The organism is Nitrobacter winogradskyi (genome assembly GCF_006539545.1).
Taxonomy (GTDB): Bacteria; Pseudomonadota; Alphaproteobacteria; order Rhizobiales; family Xanthobacteraceae; genus Nitrobacter; species Nitrobacter winogradskyi_A.
Genome location: NZ_BJNF01000085.1, coordinates 1 through 20,588 on the forward strand (window position 1 = coordinate 1; position 20,588 = coordinate 20,588).

Here is a 20,588-nt window from a genome sequence, read left to right on the forward strand (position 1 = left end):
GGCCGCTCTAGAATCGCGAAACGATCTCAGACAGCGTTGGGCGAGGCCGATCCTTGCTGGGTTTGGTTGGCGTGCCGATGTGGATAAAGCCCGCGAATCTTTCGTCCGGCTTCAAACCGAGGCCGTCGAGTATGTCGCGATCGTAGGCGAACCAGCCTGTCAGCCAGTTCGCACCATAGCCGAGCGCGGTGACCGCCGTGACGATGTTCATGGCGCTTGCGCCCGCCGATAGAACCTGTTCCCACGACGGCACTTTCGGATGCGGCTTGATGCAGCTCACCACGCCGATCACCAGCGGCGCCTCCATGAGTTGGCGCTTTTCGATTTCGATTTCTTCCTGTGGAGCCGATGGATTTTTGCGCGCGTAGACGCGGGCGATGACATCGCCGGCGCGGACGCGTCCATCGCCTTCGAACACGATGAACCGCCACGGCACGATCTTGCCGTGATCGGGGACGCGCGAGCCGATGGTGAGAATGGTCTCGATCTCTTCAGGCGAGGGACCCGGCCCGGTCATCTCTCGCGGCTTGACCGATCGGCGTGTACGTAGAAAGTCGATGATATCGGACATAGCTGCTTTCGTTGAACTTGCTGCCGTCTGCTCGGTTCGTACGAGAGGCGACGCGATGGTGATCGGTTGGTTACGAGCCGCTATAGCGTTTTCGAGCGAAGTGGGCATCGGTTCGCGTGAAGAAAACGCGTCAAAACAATATTATAGAGCCCCGCTTCTGATTCAATCAGAAGCGATAATGCTTTAGGGCGCTGTCCTGCTGCGTTGGATATCCGGCGGAACGGCTTCCGCTACGAGCGCGGCAATGGCCTCGCCGGTTGGCATCACCTTCTGGCCGTCGCTACCCAAACGGCGGATGGACACCGATTGAGTCTCGGCTTCCTTCTTGCCGACAACGAGCAAAGCGGGGATCTTCGCCAGCGAGTGCTCTCGCACCTTGTAGTTGATCTTCTCATTGCGCAGGTCCAGTTCGACGCGAAGCCCCGCGCGCCGCGCGGCGGCAGCGACCACTTTCGCGTATTCATCGCCATCCGACGTAATGGTGGTGACGACCGCCTGCACCGGCGCGAGCCAGAGCGGAAAGTGGCCGGCAAAGTGCTCGATCAGGATGCCGATGAATCGCTCGATCGATCCGCAGATCGCGCGATGCACCATCACCGGCGCCTTCTTGCCGCCGTCCGCGTCGATGTAGAAGGCGCCGAACCGCTCTGGCAGATTGAAGTCCACCTGTGTCGTGCCGCACTGCCAGTCGCGGCCGATGGCGTCGCGCAGCACGTACTCGAACTTCGGCCCGTAGAACGCACCCTCGCCGGGGTTGGTCTCGGTCTTGATACGGTTGTTCGACGCGGCGATGCGCTTGAGGACATCCGCCATCACCGCTTCGGCGTGATCCCACGCCGCGTCCGAGCCCACGCGCTTGTCGGGGCGCGTCGAGAGCTTCACCGTCAATTCACCGTCGAAGCCGAAATCGGCATAGGTCGACAAGATCAGCTCGTTGATCTTGAGGCACTCGTCGGCGAGTTGCTCCTCGGTGCAGAAAACATGCGCGTCGTCCTGGGTAAAGCCGCGCACGCGCATCAGGCCGTGCATTGCGCCTGAGGGCTCGTAGCGATGCACGACGCCGAACTCGGCGAGCCGCAGCGGCAGGTCGCGGTAGCTTTTGAGCCCGTGCTTGAAGAGTTGCACATGGCCGGGACAATTCATTGGCTTGATCGTGAACCAGCGCTTGTCCTCGGCTTCATCGCCGGCCGACTGCGCCGCGAACATGTTCTCGCGATACCATTCCCAATGTCCCGAGGTCTCCCAGAGCGACTTGTCGAGCATCTGCGGCGCGTTGACCTCGTCATAATCTTCCGCGAGCCGCCGGCGCATGTAGGCGATCACGGCCTGGAAGATGGTCCAACCCCTGGCGTGCCAGAACACCACGCCCGGACCTTCCTCCTGGAAGTGGAACAGGTCGAGTTCGCGGCCGAGCTTTCGATGGTCGCGCTTCTCGGCTTCCTCGATCTGTTTGAGGTAAGCGTCGAGAGCCGCCTGGTTCGCGAAGGCGGTGCCGTAGATGCGCGTCAGCATCGGATTGTTGCTGTCGCCGCGCCAGTAAGCGCCGGCCACCTTCATCAGCTTGAACGCGTTGCCGATCTTGCCGGTCGAGGTCATGTGCGGGCCGCGGCAGAGATCGAACCAGTCGCCCTGGTAGTAGATCTTGATCGGCTCGTTGCCGGGGATGGCGTCGACGAGTTCGACCTTGAAGGCCTCGCCCTTGTCGCGAAACACCTGCTTGGTCTTCTCGCGATCCCATACATCCCTGGTGAAAGGCTGGTCGCGCGCGATGATTTCACGCATCTTCTTCTCGATCGCGGCGAAATCCTCGACCGAGAACGGCTCGTTGCGGAAGAAGTCGTAATAGAAGCCGTTCTCGATCACCGGACCGATGGTGACCTGCGTGCCCGGCCACAATGTCTGCACGGCTTCCGCCAGCACATGCGCGGCGTCATGACGGATCAGTTCCAGCGCGCGAGGGTCGTCGCGGCTGATGAATTCGATTGTGGCGTCCTGTTCGATCGGGTCGGCGAGATCGCTGACGATGCCGTCGAGCGCCATGGCCACCGTGCGCTTGGCCAGCGACGGCGAGATCCCCTTGGCGATTTCAAGGCCGGTGGTGTTCTTCGGGAATTCGCGCGTCGCGCCATCGGGGAAGGTGAGGATGACGTTGTCGGTGGGTGAGACGGGCTTCAGGTTGGCGAGGCCGTACCGGAATCCGGCGGGGTCTTGTTTGTCGGACATTCACTCTCTCCTGTGGCTCACTCCTGCGAACGAGCGCAGGTAAGCGGGATGCTGCGGTATAGCAGCCGATTTGCGGCTTGCAACCCGTGAAGGCCAGCGGCCGCCGGATCCCGGAGAGGGAGCGGGCTTCGTTCCTGGTCAGTGCGCCCGATCATGGACGGGGGGATGGTTACCCACCTCGTCCATCCGCACCAGCCCCTCGAACCGCGCAAACATCGCAAGCCGGTCAGCCGGAACTGTTTGCTCGGCATTCGCCAGCGCCTGAGCGAGCGTGTTTGCGACGTCGGGAGCAATGCCGGCCTGCCGCAAAGCCTCGGCGTTCCTGATTTCGTCTCCCGCGCAGAGGATGATGGCCCAGCGCCCGTTCCGGTTTCGGAGCAGGGCGCGCCCGCCTGTCTCGCCCTGCGTCCAACCCGCAATGGCGTAGCCCGCCACGGCGACCACGGGCGCGACGTCCAGCTTTGCTTCCGGCTTGTCGAAGGTCGAATGGAGCAGATCGCGCACGGCGTCCTCGTCAGGCCCCGCGGCCGCCGATCCGGTGAGGCTCCAAAGGATGATGAGCGCGGCAAACAGTTTCGTCGGCACTGAAATCTCCTTATACATTCGCTTCACGACAGCAATCTCCGGAGAGCCTTGCGTTGACCACCACCATCTACGGCATCAAGAACTGTGACACCATGAAGAAAGCGCGCGCCTGGCTCGACGATCATGGCATCACCTATGACTTTCACGACTACAAGACGGCCGGCATTGATGGTGTCCGGCTCAAGGGATGGGCCGCGAAGCTCGGCTGGGAAGCATTGCTCAACCGCGCGGGCACCACGTTTCGCAAATTGCCGGATGCGGAAAAGGCGGGACTGACGGAAGTCAGGGCATTGGCCCTGATGATGAGCCAGCCCTCGATGATCAAACGGCCGGTGCTTGAGGCCGGCGACAAGCTGCTCGTCGGATTCAAGCCGGAGATCTATGAAGAGCAGCTTCGGTCGCCCAAGACGAGGCGATAGCGCAGCCTCGATAGATTCCGTCGCGCTGTCCGGATATTCGTACCCGTTGTCAATCCCTCATCGGGTGGAGGCCGACAAAACCGGTGGATGATTCCGCCGGTTGCGATGCTGATTGCCCACCTTTGCCGGAAATGGTTTATGACATCCTCGTGATCCGGACTGGCGGCCGGTTCTTGTCTGCAAAGTGGATACTGTGATGCTGCTGCGCTTGTTCCGGTTCTTTCTGCCGAAAGAGGAACGCTTCTTTGATCTGTTTTCCCGCCATTCGCAGACGGTCATGCTTGGGGCGGAAGCGCTTCAGGGAATGCTGAAGGGTGGCGAAGAAACACCGGCTTTCTGCCAGCGGGTCAGTCAGCTCGAGAACGATGCGGACGGCATCACGCGCGAGGTGCTGACAGCGGTCCGGCGCACCTTCATCACGCCGTTCGACCGCGTCGACATCAAGAATCTCATCACTTCGATGGATGACGCCATCGACCAGATGCAGCAGACGGCGAAGGCCGTGGTGTTGTTCGAGGTGCGCAGCTTCGAGCCGCCGATGCGCGAGATAGGCTCGCTGATCGTGGAATGCGCCAATCTGGTCCATCGCGCGCTGCCGCTGCTGGAGTCGATCAGCAACAACGTCGCCATGCTAATGGCGATTACCGAGGAGTTGGGCAAGCTGGAAGGCCGTGTCGATGATCTGCATGATATCGGCCTGAAGGAGCTTTTTCTGAAGCACCGCAACGCCAACGCCATGGACTTCATCGTCGGTGCCGAGATCTATGATCACCTGGAGAAGGTTGCCGATCGCTTCGACGACGTCGCCAACGAGATCAGCAGCATCGTCATCGAGCAGGTATAGGGCAGGACCGCGCCGTGGACGCCATGCTTGCTCTTCCGGTCCTCGTTGGCCTGATCGCCGTCGCGCTGCTGTTCGATTTCCTGAACGGGCTGCACGACGCCGCGAATTCGATCGCGACCATCGTCTCGACCCGGGTGTTGCGACCGCAATACGCGGTGATCTGGGCGGCGTTCTTTAATTTCATCGCGTTCCTGGTATTCGGGCTGCACGTCGCCAATACCATCGGCACCGGAATCATAGATCCGAACGTGATCGATGCGCAGGTGATCTTCGCGGCGCTAGTGGGCGCCATCGTGTGGAATCTGGTGACGTGGGGACTGGGGATTCCGTCGAGCAGTTCGCACGCGCTGATCGGCGGTCTGGTCGGCGGCGGCGTCGCCAAGGCGGGCCTTTCGGCGGCGGTCTGGGGTGGTCTGTCGAAGGCGCTGCTGGCGATCGTATTGTCGCCGGTGGTCGGTTTTCTTCTGGCGCTCGTGCTGGTCGCGATCGTCTCGTGGCTGTCGGTGCGTTCGACGCCGTTCGCGGTCGATCGCGCATTCCGCATTTTGCAGTTCTTTTCAGCCTCGCTTTATTCGCTGGGTCATGGCGGCAACGACGCGCAAAAAACCATGGGCATCATCGCGGTGCTGCTGTTCTCGCAAGGTTACCTCGGCAGCGAGTTCAGCGTACCGTTCTGGGTGGTGCTGTCCTGTCAGGCCGCGATGGCGCTGGGGACGCTGATGGGCGGCTGGCGGATCGTGCGGACAATGGGGCTGCGCATCACCAAGCTGACGCCGATGCAGGGCTTCTGCGCGGAGACCGGCGGCGCGGCGACGCTGTTCATGGCGACGTTCCTCGGCGTTCCGGTATCAACGACCCACACCATCACCGGCTCCATTGTCGGCGTTGGCGCGGCGCGGCGCGTGTCGGCGGTGCGCTGGAACGTTGCGAGCTCCATCGTCTATGCGTGGGTCATCACCATCCCCGCATCGGCGATCGTCGCCGCGCTGGCCTATTGGGCGGTGGCGATCGTCAGGTAACGAGCTTCAGCCCGGCGATGCCGGCGACGATGAGGCCGATGCAGGCCAGCCGCGCCAGCGTTGCCGGGTCGTCGAACAGCATGATGCCGAGGATCGCGGTTCCGACCGCGCCGATGCCGGTCCAGATCGCGTAGGCGGTGCCGATCGGAAGCGTCTTGAGCGCAAGTCCGAGCAAACCCAGGCTGATCGCCATGGCCGTCAGTGTCAGTACGGACGGCACCAGCCGCGTGAACCCTTCCGTGTATTTGAGGCCGATCGCCCAGCCGATTTCCATCAATCCGGCGGCGAACAACAAGAGCCATGCCATGCGGCCCTCCCAAGTCATGAGGCAGGGCCGTCCCCGCGCGTGGTTGTGTGGGATACGGGAGGTCGTCCTTCCGCAGCCCTGATATGGGGCGGGCGGAGGCGTTCGGCAAGCATCCGGCTGGGTCCGGGCAGGGGATGCAAATCCCCTTGATCCGGCCGATTTTCCCTGCCACACAGCTCGCTGATGCCCGATCTCGCCTTAAAGACCGAATCGACACCTGCCTCGCCGCTGGCGGCGGAAGTCGCGCGCCGGCGCACCTTCGCGATTATCTCGCACCCGGACGCCGGCAAGACCACGCTGACGGAAAAGCTGCTGCTGTTCGGTGGCGCCATCAATCTCGCCGGACAGGTCAAGGCGAAGGGGGAGCGCCGCAATACCCGGTCGGACTGGATGAAGATCGAACGTGACCGCGGTATCTCGGTGGTCACTTCCGTGATGACCTTCGAGTTCGATGGCCGGGTGTTCAATCTGCTGGATACGCCGGGTCACGAGGACTTTTCCGAGGACACCTACCGCACCCTGACCGCGGTGGATTCCGCCGTCATGGTGATTGACGCGGCCAAGGGCATCGAGGCCCGCACCCGGAAGCTGTTCGAGGTCTGCCGGCTGCGCGATATCCCGATCGTCACCTTCATCAACAAGATGGACCGTGAGAGTCGCGACACCTTCGATCTGCTGGACGAGATCGAAAAGACGCTGGCGCTCGATACCACTCCGATGACCTGGCCGGTCGGGCGCGGCCGCGATTTTCTCGGCACCTACGATATCGCGACCGGCGGCATTCGCCTGCTCGACGGCGGCGGCGCCAAGACCGGCGCGGCTGAACGGATCGACATCGCCGATCTCGCCACGCGCAACGCCAACCTGAATGTCGATGAGATCAGGGAGGAACTGGCGCTGGCCACCGAAGCCTGCAAGCCTTTCGAACTCGAGGCATTTCGCGAGGGGCATCTGACGCCGGTCTACTTCGGCTCGGCGTTGCGCAATTTCGGCGTCGGCGACCTTCTGGAGGGGCTCGGAAAATTCGCGCCTCCGCCGCGCGCGCAGGAGTCCAACCTGCGCAAGGTCGAGGCCGACGAGCCGCGCATGACCGCCTTCGTGTTCAAGATCCAGGCGAACATGGATCCCAACCATCGCGATCGCATCGCCTTCGCGCGCCTGTGTTCCGGCAAGCTGACGCGCGGCATGAAGGCGAAGCTGGTGCGGACCGGCAAGCCGATGCCGCTGTCCTCGCCGCAGTTCTTTTTTGCGCAGGATCGCGCCATCGCGGACGAGGCGTTCGCCGGCGACGTGGTCGGCATTCCCAATCACGGCACCTTGCGGATCGGCGACACCCTGACCGAAGGCGAGGATGTCACTTTCGTCGGAGTGCCCTCGTTCGCGCCGGAAATCGTCCGTCGCGTGCGGCTGACCGATGCGATGAAGGCGAAGAAACTGAAGGAAGCTCTGCAGCAGATGTCGGAGGAGGGCGTGGTGCAGGTTTTCCGCCCGCGCGACGGAGCGCCCGCGCTGGTCGGCGTCGTCGGGATGTTGCAGCTCGACGTACTGAAGGCGCGCCTCGATGCCGAATATTCGCTGCCGGTGGATTTCGAGGTCTGCGAGTTTCAGCTCGCGCGCTGGATTTCATCAGACGACCGCAAGAAGCTCGATGTCTTCATTGCCGCCAACGGCTCCGGCGTTGCGGATGATGTCGACGGCGATCCGGTGTTTTTGGCCAAGAACGAATTCTATCTTGGCTATACGCGAGAGCGCGCCGAAGGCATCGTTTTTTCCAGCGTCAAGGACGTGAAGAAGACGTCATGATTTCACCTGACGAAAACGGCCGGTGCGGGACCGGCCGTTTTGAAAAGTGAAGGGTTAGCGCATCGGGCCGCCGGGGCGGGGGGCGCCGTTGATGCCTGCCGGCGGCGGTGCTGCATCCATCGATCCGGCGGCGCCTGCGTCGACGTTGCCACGCCCTGGAGCCGCGCCGACCGTGCCTTTAGCCGATCCTCTCGGATGAACTTTCTGGGTATGCGCCGATCCGGACGCTCCCGCGCTGCCACGGACGCTGTCGTTCTGCTGCGTCTGGCCGTAAGGCGAGGGCTGCTGAGCCTGGGCTCCCGCAATTCCGAAGGCCGTGACGGCAGCGGCGGCGGCGAGAAGTCTGAGGTTCATTTGCGTATGCTCCATCTGGTTGGTGGAGCGGCGATAACCGCGATCGACCGCCCGCGTTCCCAGTCATTCAAGGTGATTGCGGGGTGTTGTTGCGACGAAAACATGTTTGCCCCCGTTCTTGCGCCGTGTTGCCTGAAACTCATCAAGGGTGTTAATCGGGGACCAGTGCACACAGGAGGATACGATGGGACTATTGGTGATGATTGCTGGCCTTGTTCTGTCCCTCGGCGTGCATCTCGTCGTGACACGGCGCGAGTTTCGCGCGCGGCTGATCTCGTCCTATGGCGAAGGGCCGTACAAGATCGGGTTCTCGCTGATATCGGCTGTTGGCGTCGCGCTGACCCTTTGGGGATTTCTGAGTTATCGCGCCACCGGCGTGATCGACGTCTGGTATCCGCCGCGCGTGATGAAGCACATCGCCGAAGCGCTGATCCTGCCATCCATCATTCTTGTGGTCGCGTCCTATATCCGCGGCCGCATCTATGCGAAGCTGAAGCATCCGATGCTGGTAGGGATCAAACTGTGGGCGACGGCGCATCTGCTCGCCAACGGCGACCTCGGCTCGATCATCCTGTTCGGATCGATCCTGGCGTGGGCGGTTATCGACCGCATCTCGCTTAAGCACCGCTCGGATCCGGGCGGCCTGCCGATTCCGGTCGGCGGGGTTCGCAACGACGTGATCGCCATTGTCGTCGGCATCGTCGTTTATGTCGCGATCGGCGCTCTTTTCCATCCTTTCGTCCTCGGTGTTCCCGTCTTCGGAGCGTAGCATGTCGGTCCAGTCGGCCATCAGGCGCAGGACGGCACCGGACATTCGCGCTCGCAAGAACGGCGATCCGATCGTGATGCTGACCTCGTATCACGCTCATACCGCGGCGCTGGTCGATCGTTACTGCGACGTCATTCTGGTCGGCGACAGCCTGGGCAACGTGATGCACGGTTTCGAGACCACCGTGCCGGTCACGCTCGACATGATGATCCTGCAGGGCCGCGCGGTGATGCGCGGATCGCAACAGGCGCTGGTCGTGGTGGACATGCCGTTCGGCTCCTACGAAGCCTCGAAGGAGCAGGCGTTTCATTCCGCCGCGCGTATTCTCAAGGAGACGCTTTGCGGCGCGGTGAAGCTCGAAGGCGGCGTGAAGATGGCGGAGACCATCGCGTTTCTTTCCGCGCGCGGGATTCCCGTGATGGGGCATGTCGGCCTGACGCCGCAATCGATCAACACGCTGGGCTCGTTTCGCGCGCAGGGACGCGAGGAAGGGACATGGCAGCCGCTCGAGGATGATGCGCGCGCCGTCGCGGAAGCCGGCGCATTCTCGATGGTGATCGAAGCCGTCGCGGAGCCTTTGGCGCGCAGGATCACGGAAACAGTCGCGATCCCTACGATCGGCATCGGAGCCAGTCCCGCCTGCGACGGTCAGGTGCTGGTGCTGGAGGACATGCTGGGCCTGTCGCCGCGCGCGCCGAAATTCGTCCGGCGCTATGGCGAACTCGGCCCCATGATCGAGGCCGCGATCGAGGGCTATGCGCGCGACGTGCGCAGCCGCGCCTTTCCTGGCCCGGAGCACGTTTATGCCATGAAGCCGAAAAGTTAGGGGGCCGACTCGAATCCCTCAACTTTACGATCGCTTGACTAGAATTTTCTGATTGCCGCAACTGTTGCGAGAACACGTTATCCGTGCAAAGTACGCCTGCCGCCAGCAGGCGGCGCGTTGAACAACAACACGACAGCCCACAAACGGCTGTACGCTCGGAGCACAGATGCGAACCCTTATTCTGGCCCTCGCCCTTTTGAATTTCCCCCTTGTCACACCGTCCTTTGCCGATGACTCCGGTCCCGTATTCACCGACCAGGGTGCGGCCTGGGATATGTCCAGCCGAAGCGATTTCTACACGCGCGATCAGGGTTCGCGCCTCATTCCGTGGGCGTGGTTCAAGGCGCTCAAGCAAGCTGACGGCGCTCCCTTTCTCTCCGACGGTTTGACAAGGTACGGATACCTGCCGGCTCTCGATGCTTCAGCGGAGCTTCCGGTGGGATTCTACGCGTCCGGGCCGACCGGCGCGAAGGTCGTCGGGATGACGTGCTCCGCCTGTCACACGCGCCAGATCAAGGTCGCGGACCGGCAGTATCGCATCGACGGAGGGCCGGCTCTCGTCGATTTCCAGGCGTTTCTGAGCGACCTCGACAAAGCGATGGCGCGGGCAACATCCGATGATGCCGCGTTCAAGGCATTCGCGGCGTCTGTCCTTCAGACGCCCAAGCCTGATAGCGATAAGATCGCCGCTCTGCGGAGCGACGTGGACGCATGGTACGTTCGCTATCACGCCATTGTGGATCGGTCCCTTCCGAACCCTGGCTGGGGATTGGGACGCCTCGATGCGGTCGGCATGATCTTCAATCGCGTGACGGGGTTGGGCATCGGCCCCGAGCCGACCTTTCTGATCCCGGAGAACATTCACAGAGCCGACGCGCCGGTACGCTATCCTTTCCTCTGGAACGCACCCAAGCAGGACAAGACGCAATGGCCGGGCTTTGCTGATAACGGGAGCGATATCCTCGGGCTGGCTCGGAATGTCGGCGAGGTGATGGGCGTTTTCGGCAACTTCCAGCCGACGCGCGACGGCCTGTTCATCGACTTCCTGAACAACAACTCGGTGAATTTCGACGGGCTGCAAAAGCTTGAGGATCTTGCAAAGAAGATCGGGCCGCCGAAATGGCCATGGTCCGTCGATGCGACGCTCGCGGCCAAGGGCAAGACTGTCTTTGAACGGGCGGCTGCTGACGGCGGCTGCCAGGAATGCCATGGCCAGAAAGCCGGCAAGGAGCGTTTCCCCTTTCAAAAGACCTGGGCAACACCAATTCAGAACGTCGGGACGGACACGCGTGAGTACGATATCCTGGGATGGACGGCCAAATCGGGCGTGCTGAAAGGCGCCTACATTCCGTTCGCGACCAAGCCTCTGAAAGAAACCGACCTCGCGTTCAACATTCTTTCGACCTCGGTGATCGGCACGATCGGAGAGCATGTCCTGAGCTTTTCGAAAGGCGCCTCTCCACGCGCTCTCGGGGCCTCCGTTCAGTCAGAGGCCGCGCCGGGCGCACCTCAGCCCGTCGACGCCACTCAACTCCCGGCTGTCTTGCAGGATTTGCCGGGTGCATTCAGGTTCCCTGAAGCCGCTGCAACTCCTGAAACCCGTCTTCGACTGGACATGGGTGCCGGAAGCTCGAACACGGATGCCGCAACTCCCGCACCTCCGAAGGGCGCGTATGAATCGCGGGTTCTCTACGGTATCTGGGCGGCCGCGCCATACCTGCACAATGGTTCGGTCGCAAGTCTTGCCGAACTGCTCAAGCCTGCAAGCCAGCGGCAGCAGCGTTTTGCGATCGGTCCCGACTATGACGTGAATAACATCGGCATTGCCGCCAACCAGACCCAGGCCGGTAACTTTCGCGAAACGACCGGTTGCGACGATCTGAATTCCGGCAACAGCCGTTGCGGCCACGAGTTCGGGACGAGTCTGCCGGACACCGACAAGAAAGCGCTTCTCGAATATCTGAAAACGCTTTGAACGGTTGGCCTGCTTCGCCATTGTAGCGTTTTCCAGCGAAACACGTCCTCGGGGTTGACCCGAGGATGGAATCCGGTTCGCGTGAAGAGGACGCGTCAAAACAAGATCACGTTTATGGTTTTGGATCGATTCGATCCAAAACCATCGTGATCGAGCCGATCAGGTTCGCTTTTGCCTTGTCGGTGCCATATCGCTACGATACCGCAGCCGACATGGTGGGTTACGCGCCGCGCGGCGCTTGACGTTTGCGGAATTGGGGCGACTATAAGTGACTGAAATATATAGTGAAATTGATGATGAGCTCCGTCGCGAGCGACTCAAGAAAGTCTGGGGCCAGTATTCGGCGCTCATCATTGCCGCCGTCATACTCGCGCTCGTCGCTGTCGGCGGCTGGCGTGGATACCAATATCTCCAGACCCAGAAGGCCGCCGAGGCCAGTTCAGCCTTTGAAGCGGCTGCTGCGTTGGCCGATCAGAACAAGCATGCCGAAGCCGAGGCGGCTTTCGCCAAACTGGCGGAGACCGCGCCTCTCGGATATCGTAATCTGTCGCGGCTTCGCGCCGCCGCGGAAGCCGCCAAGCATGATATCAATGCTGCGGTGAAATTGTATGACGCGATCGCCACCGAGGGTGGATTCAGCAGCGTCGAGCGCGATTTCGCGCGGGTGCGCGCCGCCGCCTTGCTGGTGGACGCCGAGACCTACAACAACATGCTGCAGCGGCTCGAATCGGCGGCTGCGCCCGAGGCGACGTTCCGCCATAGCGCGCGGGAGCTTCTGGCGTTATCCGCCTGGCGTTCCGACGACGCCACGGCGGCGCGGAAGTGGCTTGATATGATCAGCGAGGATGGCCAGACCCCGTCCAGCCTGCGCAGTCGCGCCGAAGCCCTGCAAGCCTTGCTGCCGCCGGTTGCGAAGAGCTGAACAGGCGTGCCGAAGTCAAGTTTGAACGAGAAACCGTCGATGCGCCGCTCGGAACGTCTGTTGACTGTCGCCGTTCTGATCTCGCTGTGCGGCATGCTGGCCGGTTGCGGTGGTGGTGGTCTGAACAATTGGGATCCGACCGATATGCTCAATTTCCTCGACACCAAGAAGAAGATGCCGGGTAACCGCCAGCCGGTTTTCCCGAATGGTGTTCCGGGTATCGAGCAGGGTGTGCCGAAGGATCTCTACAAGGGTGATGTCGGGCTTCAGCAGGAGCAGGCTGCGGCGCCGCCCGATGAATCAGAGCTGACGCGACGCCAGGGCGCGGCGGACAGCTCGTCTCGTCGCGCCACAGCGGCCGATGCTCCCACAGCCGCTGCACCCCGCAAGCCCAAGCGTCTCGTTCATCGCCGGGCCACGTCCCTGCCAAAGGAAGAAGCTCCCCCAACGCGGCAGGCCGAGCCGCCGCCGCCCGCCGCGCCGCCGTCCGAGCCGGCTGCAGCGTCGCCATTCCCGGCTCCGCTGCCCAGCGGCAGCTTCTCGCGCTGACAGCGGTATCGGTGCTGCTGAAACACTGGTATTGAGACGCCGCCCTTGAGCATTATCCGGCTAACCGGATTTCACTTCGCTCGAAAACGCTATAGAGCGGGTGCGGAGCGTCGATGTCTTTCACCATTGCCATCATAGGCCGTCCGAACGTCGGAAAATCGACGCTGTTCAACCGTCTGGTGGGGCAGAAGCTGGCGCTGGTTGACGACGAGCCGGGCGTGACGCGAGATCGCCGCGAGGGGCAGGCGCGTCTCGGCGATCTCGATTTCACGGTGATCGACACCGCCGGCCTCGACGAGGGGCCGCGCGGGTCTCTGACGGCGCGCATGCAGGAGCAGACCGAGGCCGCGATTGCAGCCGCCGATGCGCTGATGTTCGTGTTCGACGCGCGCGCGGGCCTCACGCCAACGGATCGTTCATTCGCCGATTTCGCGCGCCGCGCCGACAAGCCGGTCGTGCTCGTCGCCAACAAGAGCGAGGGCAGGCACGGCGACGCTGGCGCGCTGGAATCCTATGCGCTGGGGCTCGGCGATCCGGTCGGCGTGTCCGCCGAGCACGGCGAAGGCATGGGCGATCTTTATGATGCCTTGCGCTCGGTGATGCCGGAGCCGGCGGAAGAGGTCGACGAGGAGGAGATCGTCGAGCCCGATATGTCGCGGCCGATCCGCGTGGCCATTGTCGGGCGGCCCAATGCGGGCAAATCGACCGTGATCAATTATCTGCTCAGCGAAGAGCGGCTGCTGACGAGTCCGGAAGCCGGCACGACGCGGGACTCGATCTCGGTCGAGCTAAACTGGAAGGGACGCGATTTCCGCATCTTCGATACCGCCGGATTGCGGCGGAGGTCGCGGATCGAGGCAAAGCTAGAGAAGTTGTCGGTGGCGGATACGTTGCGCGCCGTCAGGTTCGCCGAAGTTGTCGTCCTGATGACGGATGCGCAGAACAGGTTCGAGGAGCAGGATCTCCGCATCGCCGATTTGATCGAGCGCGAAGGCCGCGCGCTCGTGATTGCCGTGAACAAATGGGACTTGATGAAGGGCGGTTCGGCGCGGATTGCCTCGCTGCGCAACGATGTCGATCACTGGCTGCCTCAAGTCAGGGGCGCTCCGGTGGTCGCGATTTCCGGCCTGACGGGAGAGGGAATTGATGGGCTGATGACCGCGATCCAAACCGCCTATGCCGTATGGAATCGCCGTGTCGCAACGGCGTTGCTCAATCGCTGGTTTCAGCAGGCGGTCGCAGCCAGTCCGCCGCCTGCGGTCTCCGGTCGGCGGCTGAAGCTCAACTACGCAACGCAGACCAAGGCGCGTCCGCCGAGCTTCGTGGTGTTTTGTTCGCGGGCGGATGCCGTTCCGGAATCTTATCTACGCTATCTGGTCAACAGCTTGCGTGAGACCTTTGATCTGGCAGGCACGCCGATCCGAATCACGCTTCGCGAAAAAGCTAATCCGTTCGCGCATAAACGCAAGCGCAAGTCATAGCGAGCACGGCGCGGACTGGGATGGCAGCCTCGGTGTGCGGACGTGAATGTGGAGACTTGAATGTAAGACTTGGATCGATGCCGGTCAGCGACTTTGAGGAGGCCGCGCACGCTGCATGAGCTGGGTTCTGTAGTTCACCAGCAGGTCTGCGGCCAGTTCGGCCGGAGTTCGGCGATCACCGCTGAGGTTTTTCGTGAATGGCGGCTTCTTGAAAGCAAGAGCGCGGATCACGCGTTCCACAATGGCTTGCATCGTCAACTCCTGATCCGATCGAAACCATCCATCTCCAGAAAGGTTCCCGCATCACGCATCGCGACTCTTGAGATCGTATAGGTTTCCGGTCTCGCTCCAGGAGGGCAGGCACATCGGGATGATGAGTTCGGCAATCTGTTCAGGCGTGTCCAGCGTCATGGGATCCTCGCCCGGGAACACGATGGCGCGCAGCCGGGTCCGGACCGGCCCCGGATCGAACAGGTTGACCCGGATTCCGGTCGTCGCGGTTTCGTTCGCCCAGCATCGCACGAGCGTATCCAGCGCGGCTTTCGAGGCTGCGTAGGGCCCGCGATAGGCATTGGCCTTGCCGGCGGCGCCGGAGGTGACGAACACCGCGCGTCCGGCGTCCGACTGCCGCAGCAACGGCTCCATGCAGCGGATCAACTGAAAATTCGCGGTGACGTTGATCGCCATCACGTCCTGCCATGGCTTCAGTTCGATGTGTCCGAGCGGCGAGGAAGGACCGGCGATGCCGGCGTTGCCGACGAGAATATCGAGCTTGCCGTGGCGCTCGTTCAATGCGGCGCCGAGCCGGGCGATCCCGTCGAAGTCGGTGAGATTGAGCGGCACCAGCGTCGCGCTGCCGCCGTCGTTGCGGATGTCGTCGTCAAGCTCTTCGAGTCCGCCCTGCGTGCGAGCCACGGCGATCACATGCGCGCCGGCTTTTGCCAGCGCGCGCGCGGTGGCGTAGCCGATTCCGCGCGAAGCTCCGGTCACGAGCGCGATGCGGGAAGTGAGCGGTTTTGTCATGACAGGGGGTGCTTCGTGCTAGGGGTGACGAGAACGGAGGTTTGCGCCTTATGCCTGAATTATCCGCCGAGGCCAAAGCCCAATGGCGGTCGATGTCGCCGGCCGACCTGCCGCAGGTCTCGGCAATCGCGGCTTCCACGAGATTGCGTTCGACAAGCGGTTACAGCAATGCCTCGGCCTTCATGGTCCAGCCGCTCCAGAGCCTTTCCGCTTCTGATTGAATCAGAAGCGAGGCTCTATGATCTTGTTTTGACGCGTTTTCTTCACGCGAACCGGCACACTTCGCTCGAAAACGCTATAGGCTGGAGGTTCTGTTGGTGAATGAGTCCTCGGAATGGATTATCGATCTCTACGAACGGCACGCGCGGACCTTCGATCGCGAGCGCGGCAGGAGCCTGTTCGAACGCGGCTGGCTTGATCGGTTTCGCACGGTCGCCGGCCCAAGAGCGGCCATCCTCGACATCGGTTGCGGATCAGGCGAGCCGATTGCGCGCGCGCTCATCGAGGCCGGACACAACATCACCGGTATCGATTCGGCAGAAACGATGATCGCAATCTGCCGTGAGCGCTTTCCGGCGCAATCGTGGGTGGTTGCCGATATGCGGAGCCTCGTCCTCCGCCGTCGGTTCGGCGGCATTCTTGCGTGGGACAGCTTTTTCCATCTTACACAAGCCGATCAACGGGCGATGTTTGCGGTCTTTGCCGCGCATGCGGCGGAAGGATGCGCGCTGATGTTCACCAGCGGCCCGCGTGCGGGCGAGGCGATCGGGTCATATCAGGGCGAGGCACTGTACCACGCGAGTCTCGATCCCGACGAATATCGGGCGTTGCTGCGTGCCCACCGATTTGATGTCGTCGACCACATTGCGGAAGACGCAATATGCGGTGGCCACACCGTATGGCTGGCGCGGTCAGATGGAAGCGGTCCTGCTGCTAGCGGTCCTGTTGCTTGCTAGCGCGAGGGTCAGCTTGCTTCCGCGAGCAGCGACAATTGATGCGGCTGCGGTTCGATGTCGGTATGGTCGGTAAGGCTGGTCGGATAAGCGCCCGTGAAGCAGTGGTCGGCGTATTTCGGGTTGGCCGGATCGCGCCCGGGTTCGCCCATGGCGCGGTACATGCCGTCGATGGAGAGGAAGGCCAGCGAATCCGCGCCGATCATCTCACGCATCTCTTCGAGGCTGTGGGTCGCGGCCAACAGTCCGTTCCGGTCGGGCAGGTCGATGCCGTAGTAATCGGGATGAATGATCGGAGGCGAGGCGAGGCGGAAATGCACCTCCGTAGCCCCGGCATCGCGCATCATACGGACGATCTTTCTCGAAGTCGTGCCGCGCACCAGTGAGTCGTCGATCAGGATGATGCGTTTGCCGGCGATCGCTGCGCGGTTGGCGGAATGCTTCATCCGGACGCCGAGTTCGCGAACGCTTTGCGCCGGCTGGATGAATGTGCGGCCGACATAATGGTTTCTGATGATGCCGAGTTCGTAGGGCACCCCGGAGAAACGACTGTAGCCAAGGGCGGCAGGCACGCCGGAATCAGGTACCGGCACGACGACATCGACATCGACATGACTTTCGCGGGCCAGTTGCGCGCCGAACGCCTTGCGGACTTCATAGACCGAACGGCCTGCGACGATCGAATCCGGCCGTGAAAAATAGATGTATTCGAAGATGCACGGCCTGGGCGGCATCGGAGGAAAGGGCTTGTGAATCTCGGTTTGAATAACGTCATCCTTGCGGTGAAACACGATGACTTCGCCCGGTTCGATGTCACGGACATACTTGGCGCCGATGATGTCGAGCGCACAGGTTTCCGAGGCAAGGATCGGGCAACCGTCGAGTTCGCCGAGCACGAGCGGACGGATGCCTCGCGGATCGCGCGCTCCAACCAGCTTCTTGTTGGTCAGCGACACCAGCGCATAGGCGCCCTCAATGGCCCGGAGCGCTTCGATATAGCGCTCGATGAAGCGGCCGCGCCTCGACTGCGCGACCAGATGCAGGATGGCCTCGGTATCGGAGGTCGATTGCATCAAGGCGCCGCGGCCTACCAGTTCGCGGCGCAGCGTCAGTCCGTTGGTGAGGTTGCCGTTGTGGGCGACGGCGAAGCCGCCGGCGTGGAGTTCGGCGAACAGCGGCTGCACGTTGCGCAGGATGGTGCCGCCGGTGGTGGAGTAGCGGGTGTGGCCGACAGCGGCGCTGCCGGGAAGACGCTCGATCACCTCGCGGCGGGAGAAGGCATCGCCGACAAGTCCGAGCCGGCGTTCGGAATGGAAGCGGTGGCCGTCGAAGGTCACGATTCCGGCCGCTTCCTGGCCGCGGTGCTGGAGAGCATGAAGGCCGAGCGCGGTGATCGCCGCGGCTTCCGGATGGCCAAAAATGCCGAACACGCCGCACTCCTCGCGCAGCGTGTCGCCGTCAAGATCGAAATCAGTCTCGGGATCGTTGGGGGAAGCGTCGCTGGAAAGACTCTGCTGACAGTCCATTGCGCCTCGCTTTTCGACGGCACCTGAGTAAGTCGTGAACGTCAAGTCCGCGCTCCCAACTAATGTTCCGCCGGTTTGCCGTCGATCAGTTTTTGCAGGCTGTCTCGGGCAGGTTTGGAATAGCCATCGGAGCCCGGAGACTCAGCAGGTTCTGAATCCGGTTGCTCCACTTCGGGCTTATTCTTCTTGAGCTTGTTTAAGATGGTGTTCTCTGGATCGTCCGGCAAGAGCGACTGTAGCCAGGTGCCGGTGGAATTGAGCATCGTGAGCGATTTCGCGCCCGTGACCCAGTCCGGCCGCTGCTTGTCCGGAACCAGCCAGGTGAAGAACAGGAAAGCGACGACGACGATGAGCAGCCCCCGCGCAAGCCCGAACAGGAAACCAAGGGTGCGGTCGAGCGCGCCGATCCTCGAATCGAGAACCATGTCCGAAATGCGTGTCGTAAGGATCGAAATGACGATCAGGGTGCCGATGAAAACGCCGCCGATCACGGCCGCTGCCGCGATCGTGTCGTTGTTGAAATAATTCTTCGCGAACGGCAGAAGCTTCTGGAAGGAGTAAAGGGTGGCCAGCGCGGCGATGCCCCATGAGGCGATCGACAGGATTTCGCGCATGAAGCCGCGAATCATCGCCAGCAGGCCCGAAATCAGCATCACGCCGAGCAGAACGAGGTCGAGGATTGTTATCGGCATCGGCTGGTCAGGTCCGCTCGTAAATCTCGAAAACCGCGAATCGTCGTTCGATCGCCTGCCGGGGCAGACTATCATGCGGCACGTCCGGAGGGACGTATTCGCATAACACGATCATTAGAGTCTGTTTCAACCGCGTTGAATTCAGACTCGTCGTCTATCTTTACTATTTGAGCATGATCTTTTCCGAAAACCGGTTTCCACTTTTCGGGGATCATGCTCCAGCCTTGCATCGGCCTTGCGGCCGGCGCGGGATGTATAGCGGCGGCAGGCCGCAACGTCACGCCGCTTTAGCCTCCTTGACGACGGTTTTGGCCGGGTGTGGCATTTTTCTCCGGGTCTGCGCGTTTGCCGGGACGGACTTGCCCGCGCGCGGCGATATCCGCCACCAGCGTGGTCAATCCGGCGACGGTATCGAGGGAAAGACCGGCATCGCTGCCGATATCTCCGCGGGCCGATTCCGGCAGCACGGCACGTCCGAATCCGAGCTTGGCGGCTTCCTTGAGCCGCGCCGAGGTTTGCGCCACCGGCCTGACCGCGCCGGATAGCGAAATCTCGCCGAAATAGACCGCGTCGGTCGGGAGCTGGGCGTTTGTCAGCGATGACACCAGCGCCGCGGCCGCGGCAAGATCGGCGGCCGGCTCGTTGATGCGCAGACCGCCCGCCACATTGAAATAAACGTCGTGCCCCGAAAGCTTGACCCCGCAATGCGCTTCGAGAACCGCCAGCACCATGGACAGCCGGCTCGAATCCCAGCCGACGACGGCGCGTCGCGGCGTTCCGAGCGAGGTCGGCGCCACCAGCGCCTGTAATTCCACCAGCACCGGCCGGGTGCCCTCGATGCCCGCGAAGACCGCCGTGCCCGGACTGCCGAGATCGCGCTCCGACAGGAACAGTTCGGACGGGTTGGAGACCTCGCGCAGGCCCAGTCCCGTCATCTCGAAGACGCCGATCTCGTCGGTGGGACCGAACCGGTTCTTCACCGCGCGCAGAATGCGAAACTGCTGCGAGCCTTCGCCTTCGAACGACAACACCGCGTCGACCATGTGCTCGACCACGCGTGGACCGGCGATCTGGCCGTCCTTGGTGACATGGCCCACCAGGATCAGAGCCGCTCCGGATTTTTTGGCGAAGCGTATGAGCGCCTGCGCCGAGGCGCGAACCTGCGTGACCGTTCCCGGCGCGGATTCCACCGTGTCGGTCCACATGGTCTGGATCGAGTCGATCACCACGAGACGCGGCACCGTGCCTTCGGACAGGGTGGCGACGATATCCTCAACCGAGGTTTCCGCCGCCAGTTGCACCGGCGCGTCGGCAAGCCCGAGGCGTTCGGCGCGCAACCGCACCTGCGCGACCGCCTCCTCGCCGGAAATGTAGACCGCGCGATGGCCGGCGCGCGCCAAAAGGCTCGTCGCCTGCGTAAGGAGGGTCGATTTGCCGATTCCCGGATCGCCGCCGACCAGAAGGACGGAGCCGCGCACAAAGCCGCCGCCAGTCACGCGATCGAGTTCGGCCATGCCGGAGGAGAGGCGTGGCGCGTCCTGCGTCTTGCCCGTCAGCGTCTCCAGCGTGAACAGCCGGCCCTTGCGCCTGGAACGCACGCTGACCGGCATCGTCGTCGCACCGGTGATATCCTCCTCGGCCAGCGTATTCCATTCGCCGCAGCCGTCGCACTTGCCCTGCCAGCGGTTATAGGCCGCGCCGCAGTTCTGGCAGACGAAGGAGAGGGCGGATTTAGCCATTGATCGGT

At 62.5% G+C, this 20,588-nt stretch carries 22 protein-coding genes; 12 read left to right on the forward strand and 10 right to left on the reverse strand.

The window, feature by feature from the left end; genetic code table 11:
- Positions 1 to 7: 7 nt before the first annotated feature.
- From NWI01_RS14635 to NWI01_RS14645, 3 genes are all read right to left on the reverse strand, one after another.
- Entirely contained in the window at positions 8 to 571 is a 564-nt protein-coding gene (locus tag NWI01_RS14635; RefSeq protein ID WP_141384717.1) for a nitroreductase family protein, read from the reverse strand.
- Between the two features lie 183 nt (positions 572 to 754).
- Positions 755 to 2,794, reverse strand: a complete 2,040-nt coding sequence (gene thrS / locus NWI01_RS14640) for a threonine--tRNA ligase (RefSeq protein ID WP_141384718.1) — start codon at positions 2,792 to 2,794, stop codon at positions 755 to 757.
- Positions 2,795 to 2,932: 138 nt separating this feature from the next.
- Positions 2,933 to 3,379, reverse strand: a complete 447-nt coding sequence (locus NWI01_RS14645; protein WP_244613789.1) for a copper uptake system-associated protein — start codon at positions 3,377 to 3,379, stop codon at positions 2,933 to 2,935.
- A 53-nt stretch (positions 3,380 to 3,432) separates the two neighbouring features.
- Between NWI01_RS14645 and NWI01_RS14650 the strand changes: the two genes are divergently transcribed.
- From NWI01_RS14650 to NWI01_RS14660, 3 genes are all read left to right on the forward strand, one after another.
- Positions 3,433 to 3,798 carry an ArsC family reductase gene (locus NWI01_RS14650; protein ID WP_141384719.1) on the forward strand — a complete coding sequence of 122 codons (366 nt, stop codon included), beginning with the start codon at positions 3,433 to 3,435 and terminating at the stop codon, positions 3,796 to 3,798.
- 199 nt (positions 3,799 to 3,997) lie between these two features.
- Positions 3,998 to 4,642, forward strand: coding sequence for a DUF47 domain-containing protein (locus NWI01_RS14655; RefSeq protein ID WP_141384757.1), 645 nt, complete (start codon positions 3,998 to 4,000; stop codon positions 4,640 to 4,642).
- A 14-nt stretch (positions 4,643 to 4,656) separates the two neighbouring features.
- A complete protein-coding gene (locus tag NWI01_RS14660) occupies positions 4,657 to 5,661 on the forward strand; it encodes an inorganic phosphate transporter (RefSeq protein WP_141384720.1) in 1,005 nt (334 codons plus the stop codon).
- Here NWI01_RS14660 and sugE read toward each other — a convergent pair.
- Entirely contained in the window at positions 5,654 to 5,968 is a 315-nt protein-coding gene (sugE, locus tag NWI01_RS14665) for a quaternary ammonium compound efflux SMR transporter SugE (RefSeq protein WP_141384721.1), read from the reverse strand. The genes NWI01_RS14660 and sugE overlap by 8 nt on opposite strands.
- A gap of 183 nt (positions 5,969 to 6,151) precedes the next feature.
- Here sugE and NWI01_RS14670 point away from each other — a divergent pair, with 183 nt between their 5' ends.
- Positions 6,152 to 7,771 carry a peptide chain release factor 3 gene (locus tag NWI01_RS14670; RefSeq protein ID WP_141384722.1) on the forward strand — a complete coding sequence of 540 codons (1,620 nt, stop codon included), beginning with the start codon at positions 6,152 to 6,154 and terminating at the stop codon, positions 7,769 to 7,771.
- A 54-nt stretch (positions 7,772 to 7,825) separates the two neighbouring features.
- Here the strand turns inward: NWI01_RS14670 and NWI01_RS14675 are convergent, their stop codons facing one another.
- Positions 7,826 to 8,125 (reverse strand): hypothetical protein, encoded by a 300-nt coding sequence (locus NWI01_RS14675; RefSeq protein ID WP_244613790.1) that lies wholly within the window; start codon positions 8,123 to 8,125, stop codon positions 7,826 to 7,828.
- 184 nt (positions 8,126 to 8,309) lie between these two features.
- Here NWI01_RS14675 and NWI01_RS14680 point away from each other — a divergent pair, with 184 nt between their 5' ends.
- The 6 genes from NWI01_RS14680 (at position 8,310) to der (ending at position 14,647) form a co-directional block, all read left to right on the forward strand.
- Positions 8,310 to 8,894 carry an NnrU family protein gene (locus tag NWI01_RS14680; protein WP_141384724.1) on the forward strand — a complete coding sequence of 195 codons (585 nt, stop codon included), beginning with the start codon at positions 8,310 to 8,312 and terminating at the stop codon, positions 8,892 to 8,894.
- Position 8,895: 1 nt separating this feature from the next.
- Positions 8,896 to 9,720 (forward strand): 3-methyl-2-oxobutanoate hydroxymethyltransferase, encoded by an 825-nt coding sequence (panB, locus tag NWI01_RS14685; RefSeq protein ID WP_141384725.1) that lies wholly within the window; start codon positions 8,896 to 8,898, stop codon positions 9,718 to 9,720.
- Positions 9,721 to 9,886: 166 nt separating this feature from the next.
- Entirely contained in the window at positions 9,887 to 11,695 is a 1,809-nt protein-coding gene (locus NWI01_RS14690; RefSeq protein ID WP_141384726.1) for a di-heme-cytochrome C peroxidase, read from the forward strand.
- Positions 11,696 to 11,963: 268 nt separating this feature from the next.
- Positions 11,964 to 12,617, forward strand: coding sequence for a tetratricopeptide repeat protein (locus tag NWI01_RS14695; protein ID WP_141384727.1), 654 nt, complete (start codon positions 11,964 to 11,966; stop codon positions 12,615 to 12,617).
- A 39-nt stretch (positions 12,618 to 12,656) separates the two neighbouring features.
- Entirely contained in the window at positions 12,657 to 13,166 is a 510-nt protein-coding gene (locus NWI01_RS14700) for a hypothetical protein (protein ID WP_141384728.1), read from the forward strand.
- Positions 13,167 to 13,279: 113 nt separating this feature from the next.
- Positions 13,280 to 14,647: a ribosome biogenesis GTPase Der gene (gene der / locus NWI01_RS14705; protein ID WP_141384729.1), complete on the forward strand. Its 1,368-nt coding sequence runs from the start codon at positions 13,280 to 13,282 to the stop codon at positions 14,645 to 14,647.
- Between the two features lie 84 nt (positions 14,648 to 14,731).
- Here the strand turns inward: der and NWI01_RS19000 are convergent, their stop codons facing one another.
- Positions 14,732 to 14,899, reverse strand: coding sequence for a hypothetical protein (locus NWI01_RS19000; protein WP_181410504.1), 168 nt, complete (start codon positions 14,897 to 14,899; stop codon positions 14,732 to 14,734).
- Positions 14,900 to 14,950: 51 nt separating this feature from the next.
- Positions 14,951 to 15,670 (reverse strand): SDR family NAD(P)-dependent oxidoreductase, encoded by a 720-nt coding sequence (locus NWI01_RS14710; protein ID WP_141384730.1) that lies wholly within the window; start codon positions 15,668 to 15,670, stop codon positions 14,951 to 14,953.
- 50 nt (positions 15,671 to 15,720) lie between these two features.
- Here NWI01_RS14710 and NWI01_RS19005 point away from each other — a divergent pair, with 50 nt between their 5' ends.
- Positions 15,721 to 15,891 carry a hypothetical protein gene (locus NWI01_RS19005; RefSeq protein ID WP_181410505.1) on the forward strand — a complete coding sequence of 57 codons (171 nt, stop codon included), beginning with the start codon at positions 15,721 to 15,723 and terminating at the stop codon, positions 15,889 to 15,891.
- 96 nt (positions 15,892 to 15,987) lie between these two features.
- Positions 15,988 to 16,626 carry a class I SAM-dependent DNA methyltransferase gene (locus NWI01_RS14720; RefSeq protein WP_141384731.1) on the forward strand — a complete coding sequence of 213 codons (639 nt, stop codon included), beginning with the start codon at positions 15,988 to 15,990 and terminating at the stop codon, positions 16,624 to 16,626.
- A gap of 8 nt (positions 16,627 to 16,634) precedes the next feature.
- On the opposite strand, the gene purF is transcribed toward NWI01_RS14720, so the two are convergent.
- The 3 genes from purF to radA form a co-directional block, all read right to left on the reverse strand.
- Positions 16,635 to 18,149, reverse strand: a complete 1,515-nt coding sequence (gene purF / locus NWI01_RS14725; protein WP_141384758.1) for an amidophosphoribosyltransferase — start codon at positions 18,147 to 18,149, stop codon at positions 16,635 to 16,637.
- Between the two features lie 59 nt (positions 18,150 to 18,208).
- Positions 18,209 to 18,841, reverse strand: coding sequence for a CvpA family protein (locus tag NWI01_RS14730; protein ID WP_141384732.1), 633 nt, complete (start codon positions 18,839 to 18,841; stop codon positions 18,209 to 18,211).
- Positions 18,842 to 19,128: 287 nt separating this feature from the next.
- Complete coding sequence (radA, locus tag NWI01_RS14735) at positions 19,129 to 20,580, reverse strand: DNA repair protein RadA (RefSeq protein ID WP_141384733.1); 1,452 nt, start codon at positions 20,578 to 20,580, stop codon at positions 19,129 to 19,131.
- Positions 20,581 to 20,588 lie beyond the last annotated feature (8 nt).